We start from the raw sequence: 6,640 nt of genomic DNA on the forward strand, positions 1-6,640 counted from the left end.
ATGAAAAAATGGTTAAGTTTATTACTTGCATTATCTCTTGCGCTTGTTTTAGCAGCATGCGGAACATCTAAAAAGGACGATACTGCAAGCAGTGGGGACAGCGGAAAAAAATTAACAAAATTAGTTGTGGGTGCATCTAACGTGCCGCATGCAGAAATTCTTGAAAAAGCTAAACCAATTTTAAAAGAAAAAGGAATTGACCTAGAAATTAAGAAATTCCAAGATTATATTTTACCGAATAAAGCATTAGCTTCTAAAGAATTGGATGCGAACTACTTTCAGCACATTCCTTACTTAAATGCTCAAAATAAAGAATTTGGTTACGGCTTTGTAAATGCTGGTGGAATTCATATTGAGCCAATCGGAATCTATTCTAAAAAGTATAAAAAGTTAAGTGATCTTCCAAAAGGTGCACATTTAATTATGAGTAACTCTGTAGCTGACCATGGCCGTCTTCTTTCTTTACTTGAAGCACAAGGACTAATTAAATTAAAGTCTGGGATCGATAAAACAACGGCTACAATTAAAGATGTTGTAGAAAACCCTAAACATCTAAAGTTTGATACAAATTATGAGGCTTCTTTATTACCAAAAATCTACCAAAATGGTGAAGGTGATGCTGTATTAATCAACTCAAACTATGCGATTGATGCAGGTTTAAACCCACTCAAGGATTCAATTGCAATTGAAGATAAAAACTCACCATATGTCAATGTGATTGCTGTTCGTAAAGGCGATGAAAATAAGCCGGCAATTAAAACTCTAGTTGAAGTATTGCATTCTAAGGAAATTCAAGATTTCATTCTTGAAAAATACAAAGGTGCTGTCGTACCAGTTTCTGCGAAATAATATATAAATAGGAAGAAATTGAAAAAGTCAGCGGGTAATCTTGCTGACTTTTTCTATGCATGTTTTTTATGCCAATACATGAAACATACTCGAAGAGTGAAAAATAGGTAGGAATTGAATGGCAATATCTAAAAAAATAGGTTATGATTTTATCCGAGTGTGTTTGTCCGAATCAGAAATTACTCTGAAAATAATCTGAATTTTTCTTTTATTGGACATGTCTATTCTCATTTAATAGGGTTGCAGTGAAAATCATTTCACGTTACCACTGTTTAGGAGTTGCTAACAGATTCTATTTGTTATAAGATTGTAATGAGAATAGAATGAGAATGAATTTTTTAAGTACTGCGTTCTATAAGATACAATAACTTTCTTTTCGGAGGTATAGATATGGCTGGATCAACATTAACTATCAAGGATCTACATGTAGAAATTGATGGAAAAGAAATTTTAAAAGGTGTAAACCTTGAAGTAAAAGGTGGAGAAATCCACGCAATCATGGGGCCAAATGGTACAGGTAAATCGACATTATCGTCTGCAATCATGGGTCACCCTAAATATGAGGTAACTAGCGGAAATATTATTTTAGATGGTCAGAACGTCCTTGAAATGGAAGTAGATGAGCGAGCACGTGCAGGCCTATTTTTAGCTATGCAATACCCAAGTGAGATTAACGGCGTAACGAATGCAGACTTTTTACGTTCAGCAATCAATAGCCGCCTTGGCGAAGGTAATGAAATTTCCTTAATGAAATTTATCCGTAAAATGGATAAACAAATGGAATTCCTTGAAATGGACCTTAATATGGCGCAGCGTTATCTAAATGAAGGATTCTCCGGCGGTGAGAAGAAGCGTAATGAAATTCTTCAATTAATGATGCTTGAGCCTAAAATTGCTATTTTAGATGAAATTGACTCTGGTCTTGACATCGATGCCTTAAAGGTTGTTTCAAAAGGAATTAATGAAATGCGCGGTGAGGATTTCGGGTGCTTAGTTATTACTCACTATCAACGACTTTTAAACTATATCACTCCTGACTACGTGCACGTAATGATGCAAGGCCGTATCGTGAAATCAGGCGGTCCAGAACTTGCACAACGCTTAGAAGCAGAAGGATATGACTGGATCAAGAAAGAACTTGGAATTGAAGATGAAACAGTTGAGCAAGCTTAAGTAAGCGTTAGGAGGATTACGATGACAACAGAAACGAAATTACCGTTTGATCAGGATTTTGTTCGCTCCTTTTCAAAGCAAGCAGGCGAACCTGCTTGGATGGAAGAGCTCCGCTTAAAGGCATTAGCTGATGTCAATATACTTCCAATGCCAAGACCGGAAAAAACAAAAATTGATAAATGGAACTTTACCCAATTTACTTCACATACTGTGAAAAGCGAACCATTCACTTCCCTAAATGAATTACCGGAGGAAGTGAAATCGCTTGTAGCGGAAAATAAAAATTTATATATTCAACGCAACCAAACACCTGCGTTTTTATCTTTATCTGAAGAACTTAAAAATAAAGGTGTTATCTTTACCAATCTAATTACAGCTGCAAAAGAGCATGGAGATTTATTAAAAAAATACTACATGACTCAAGCCGTTAATGCAGATGAACATCGCTTGACTGCATTGCATGCAGCCCTAGTAAATGGTGGAGTATTCTTATATATTCCAAAAAATGTAGAAATTACTGAACCAATTCAAGCTGTTTATCTACATGATAATGCGGAAGCTAATCTTTTTAATCATGTAATTGTGGTTGCAGAAGATAATAGTTCAGTAACGTATGTTGAGAACTATATTTCCACAATGGAAGCAGCGAATGGTATTTTTAACTTGGTATCAGAAGTCGTTGCTAATACAAATTCGCAAGTAAAATATGGTGCCGTTGATTACCTTGCAAAAGGCATCACTACTTATGTAAACCGACGTGGCGTGGCCGGCAGAGATGCGCGGATCGAATGGTCACTTGGTTTAATGAATGAAGGAAATACAATTTCTGAGAACACCACTAATCTTATTGGTGACGGTTCATTTGGCGATACAAAAACAGTTGTAGTAGGCCGTGGGGACCAAACCCAAAACTTTACGACACGTGTTGTTCACTTTGGTCAGCATACCCAAGGAAATATCATGAATCATGGTGTGGTGAAAGATAGTGCTACAACCATCTTCAATGGAATTGGAAAAATCGAGCATGGTGCATCAAAATCTGATGCCGAACAAACTTCCCGTATATTAATTCTTAGCGATAAGGCACGCGGAGATGCCAACCCAATCTTGTTAATTGATGAAGATGATGTAATGGCGGGACACGCTGCTTCTGTTGGCCGTGTTGATAATGTACAACTTTATTATTTGATGAGCCGTGGTATTTCAAAATCGGAAGCGGAACGATTAATCATTCATGGTTTCCTTGCACCTGTGGTTAGCCAGATCCCAATCGAGGGTGTTCAAAAGCAATTAACTGGAGTAATTGAAAGGAAAGTGCGTTAAAATGAATATCCAAGATATTCGCAAACTGTTTCCTATTTTAGACCAAGATGTTAATGGTAAGCCGCTGGTATATTTGGATAGTTCAGCAACCTCTCAAAAGCCAATCCAAGTAATTGAGACCATTGAAAAATATTATCGTGAAATCAATTCCAATGTCCACCGAGGTGTGCATACACTGGGAACAAGAGCAACAGATGCATACGAAGGGGCAAGGGAAAAGGTTCGTAAGTTTATCAATGCAAAATCAACACAAGAAGTTATTTTTACTAGAGGAACAACTACTTCTATTAATACGGTTGCAGCAAGCTATGCGGCAGCGAACTTAAAAGAAGGCGACGAAATCGTTATAACTTATATGGAGCACCATAGTAATATCATTCCGTGGCAACAAGTGGCTAAACGAACAGGGGCTAAACTAAAATATATAGACTTGCAGGAAGACGGCACCATTTCCTTAGATGATGTTCGGGCACAAGTTACATCGAATACGAAAATTGTTTCGGTTATGCAGGTTTCAAACGTGCTTGGTTCCATTAACCCCGTAAAAGAGATTGCTAAAATTGCTCATGAAAATGGCGCTGTAATGGTAGTTGATGGGGCTCAAAGTGCACCACATATGAAAATTGATGTTCAAGATTTAGACTGTGATTTTCTTGCCTTTTCTGGCCATAAAATGTGCGGTCCTACGGGGATTGGCGTTCTTTATGGTAAAAAAGAATTGCTTGAAAATATGGAACCGATTGAATTTGGCGGTGAAATGATTGATTTTGTTCATTTACAAGAATCAACTTGGAAAGAACTCCCTTGGAAATTTGAAGGAGGGACACCGATCATTGCCGGCGCAGTCGGTCTTGGAGCAGCTATCGACTTTTTAAATGAAGTTGGATTAGATAATATTGCCGAGTATGAACATAAGCTTTCTGCTTATGCTTTAGATAAATTATCTTCCGTTCCTGGTATTACAATTTATGGACCTCATGATCCGGCAAAACGTGCAGGCTTGGTTACGTTTAATATCGATGATGTTCATCCGCACGATGTTGCAACTGTCCTCGATGCTGAAGGAATTGCCGTCCGTGCAGGACATCACTGTGCACAGCCATTAATGAGATGGCTGAAAGCAACAGCGACAGCACGTGCCAGCTTTTACCTATATAATACGGAAGAAGATATTGATAAACTCGTTGAAGGGCTTGTCAAAACAAAGGAGTATTTCAGCGATGTCTTCTAATATAGATTTAGACGCACTTTACCGAAGAGTTATTATGGACCATTATAAAAAACCGCGGAATCGTGGTATTTTAGAGGATGGCAATCATACGATTAATATGAATAACCCAACCTGCGGCGACCGCATTCAATTGACCTTTAAGGTTGAAAACGGAATCGTCGAGGATGCCAGGTTTGAAGGCGAAGGCTGTTCCATTTCCATGTCCTCTGCATCGATGATGACGCAGGCGATTAAAGGAAAAAAAGTTGAAGAGGCTTTAAAACTCTCAAAAATCTTTTCCGATATGATGCAGGGAAAAGAAATAGATGATGATATCGATTTAGGTGATATTGAAGCACTTCAAGGGGTTTCAAAATTCCCTGCCAGAATCAAGTGTGCAACTTTAGCATGGAAGGCCATGGAAAAGGGTTTGAAGGAAGAGGAATAAGAATAAAAACGTACGAGTCCTTTTTGGTCTCGGACCGTTTACGAAATGGAGGAAGACGACGATGGCAAAAAAAATGCCTGAAATCGGTGATTATAAATATGGTTTTGCCGATAAAGACGTTTCCATATTCCGATCAAAACGTGGTTTAACACGTGAAATTGTTGAAGAGATTTCAAAAATGAAGGGTGAACCCCAATGGATGCTTGATTTCCGCTTAAAATCATTGGAAATTTTTTATAGCAAACCAATGCCGCAATGGGGCGGAGACCTAAATTCATTAAACTTTGACGAAATCACTTATTATGTAAAACCATCTGAGAAATCTGAGAAGTCATGGGACGAAGTACCGGAAGAAATTAAAGCGACTTTTGACAAACTTGGTATTCCTGAAGCAGAACAAAAATACCTTGCAGGTGTTTCTGCTCAATATGAATCCGAAGTTGTTTATCATAATATGAAAGAAGACCTTGAAGAACTTGGAATCGTATTTAAAGATACGGATTCTGCTTTACGTGAAAACGAAGACATTTTCCGCGAGCACTGGGCAAAGGTTATTCCGCCAACAGACAACAAGTTTGCGGCATTGAATTCTGCAGTTTGGTCAGGTGGTTCCTTCATCTATGTACCGCCGGGTATTAAAGTGGATACGCCATTACAAGCGTACTTCCGCATCAACTCTGAAAATATGGGGCAATTTGAAAGAACATTGATTATCGTTGATGAAGGAGCAAGTGTACACTATGTAGAAGGCTGTACTGCACCGGTTTATACAACAAACTCCCTTCATAGTGCAGTTGTTGAAATTATCGTTAAAAAAGGCGGTTACTGCCGTTATACAACGATTCAAAACTGGGCAAACAACGTTTATAACCTGGTTACGAAACGTACAGTCTGCGAAGAAAATGCCACAATGGAATGGATTGATGGGAACATCGGTTCTAAATTAACGATGAAATATCCTGCGGTTATTCTTAAAGGTGAAGGTGCCCGCGGATTGACACTATCCATTGCGATTGCCGGCAAAGGTCAAGTTCAAGATACAGGTTCTAAGATGATTCATTTAGCACCAAATACATCTTCAACGATTGTATCGAAATCTATTTCTAAGCATGGCGGAAAAACAAACTATCGTGGTTTGGTTCATTTTGGCCGTAAAGCTGATGGCGCGCGTGCTAACATTGAGTGCGATACGTTGATTATGGATAATTTATCAACATCGGATACGATTCCATACAATGAAGTGTTAAATAACAATATCTCACTAGAGCACGAAGCAAAGGTTTCTAAAGTTTCAGAAGAACAGCTCTTCTACTTAATGAGCCGAGGTATCTCTGAACAAGAAGCAACTGAAATGATTGTTATGGGCTTCATCGAACCATTTACAAAAGAATTACCAATGGAATACGCCGTAGAAATGAACAGATTGATCAAGTTCGAGATGGAAGGTTCTATCGGTTAATATGTTATTAAATCCGCTTTGCCGTTCGGGCAGGCGGATTTTTTCTATTTTAAGATAATCTTTTTTTTGAAAATGAAAGCCTAAGCATCCAAAAATGAAATGCCCCCTAAATGTTAGACACCATTCTAACGTTTAGGGGTTTTTTTATGGCCAAATTTACAGCTGAAGAAAGAATACA

6 protein-coding genes are annotated in these 6,640 nt (G+C 38.1%); all 6 read left to right on the forward strand.

Annotated elements, in window-relative coordinates; all coding sequences use genetic code 11:
- The 6 genes from ACFQZ9_RS16130 (at position 1) to sufB (ending at position 6,462) form a co-directional block, all read left to right on the forward strand.
- On the forward strand, positions 1-849 hold the full coding sequence (locus ACFQZ9_RS16130; protein WP_498944580.1) for a MetQ/NlpA family ABC transporter substrate-binding protein: 849 nt from the start codon (positions 1-3) through the stop codon (positions 847-849).
- Positions 850-1,239: 390 nt separating this feature from the next.
- Positions 1,240-2,022: a Fe-S cluster assembly ATPase SufC gene (gene sufC / locus ACFQZ9_RS16135; protein WP_198310377.1), complete on the forward strand. Its 783-nt coding sequence runs from the start codon at positions 1,240-1,242 to the stop codon at positions 2,020-2,022.
- 21 nt (positions 2,023-2,043) lie between these two features.
- Positions 2,044-3,345 (forward strand): Fe-S cluster assembly protein SufD, encoded by a 1,302-nt coding sequence (gene sufD / locus ACFQZ9_RS16140; protein WP_498944581.1) that lies wholly within the window; start codon positions 2,044-2,046, stop codon positions 3,343-3,345.
- 1 nt (position 3,346) lies between these two features.
- Positions 3,347-4,576 (forward strand): cysteine desulfurase, encoded by a 1,230-nt coding sequence (locus ACFQZ9_RS16145; RefSeq protein ID WP_498944582.1) that lies wholly within the window; start codon positions 3,347-3,349, stop codon positions 4,574-4,576.
- Positions 4,566-5,003 (forward strand): iron-sulfur cluster assembly scaffold protein, encoded by a 438-nt coding sequence (sufU, locus tag ACFQZ9_RS16150; RefSeq protein WP_498944583.1) that lies wholly within the window; start codon positions 4,566-4,568, stop codon positions 5,001-5,003. The genes ACFQZ9_RS16145 and sufU overlap by 11 nt, the downstream gene beginning before the upstream one ends.
- A 61-nt stretch (positions 5,004-5,064) precedes the next feature.
- Positions 5,065-6,462 carry a Fe-S cluster assembly protein SufB gene (sufB, locus tag ACFQZ9_RS16155; protein ID WP_198310373.1) on the forward strand — a complete coding sequence of 466 codons (1,398 nt, stop codon included), beginning with the start codon at positions 5,065-5,067 and terminating at the stop codon, positions 6,460-6,462.
- The last annotated feature ends 178 nt before the right edge of the window (positions 6,463-6,640 follow it).

The sequence above is a fragment of the Neobacillus sp. GCM10027624 genome (assembly GCF_042675345.1).
GTDB classification, from domain to species: Bacteria; Bacillota; Bacilli; order Bacillales; family Cytobacillaceae; genus Neobacillus; species Neobacillus cucumis_D.

What these genes read in the sequence shown, in the direction of transcription:
- ACFQZ9_RS16145 (WP_498944582.1), top strand. Translation starts at nt 3,347, where the DNA reads ATGAATATCCAAGATATTCGCAAACTGTTTCCTATTTTAGACCAAGAT.
- sufB (WP_198310373.1), top strand. Translation starts at nt 5,065, where the DNA reads ATGGCAAAAAAAATGCCTGAAATCGGTGATTATAAATATGGTTTTGCC.
- sufU (WP_498944583.1), top strand. Translation starts at nt 4,566, where the DNA reads ATGTCTTCTAATATAGATTTAGACGCACTTTACCGAAGAGTTATTATG.
- sufC (WP_198310377.1), top strand. Translation starts at nt 1,240, where the DNA reads ATGGCTGGATCAACATTAACTATCAAGGATCTACATGTAGAAATTGAT.
- sufD (WP_498944581.1), top strand. Translation starts at nt 2,044, where the DNA reads ATGACAACAGAAACGAAATTACCGTTTGATCAGGATTTTGTTCGCTCC.
- ACFQZ9_RS16130 (WP_498944580.1), top strand. Translation starts at nt 1, where the DNA reads ATGAAAAAATGGTTAAGTTTATTACTTGCATTATCTCTTGCGCTTGTT.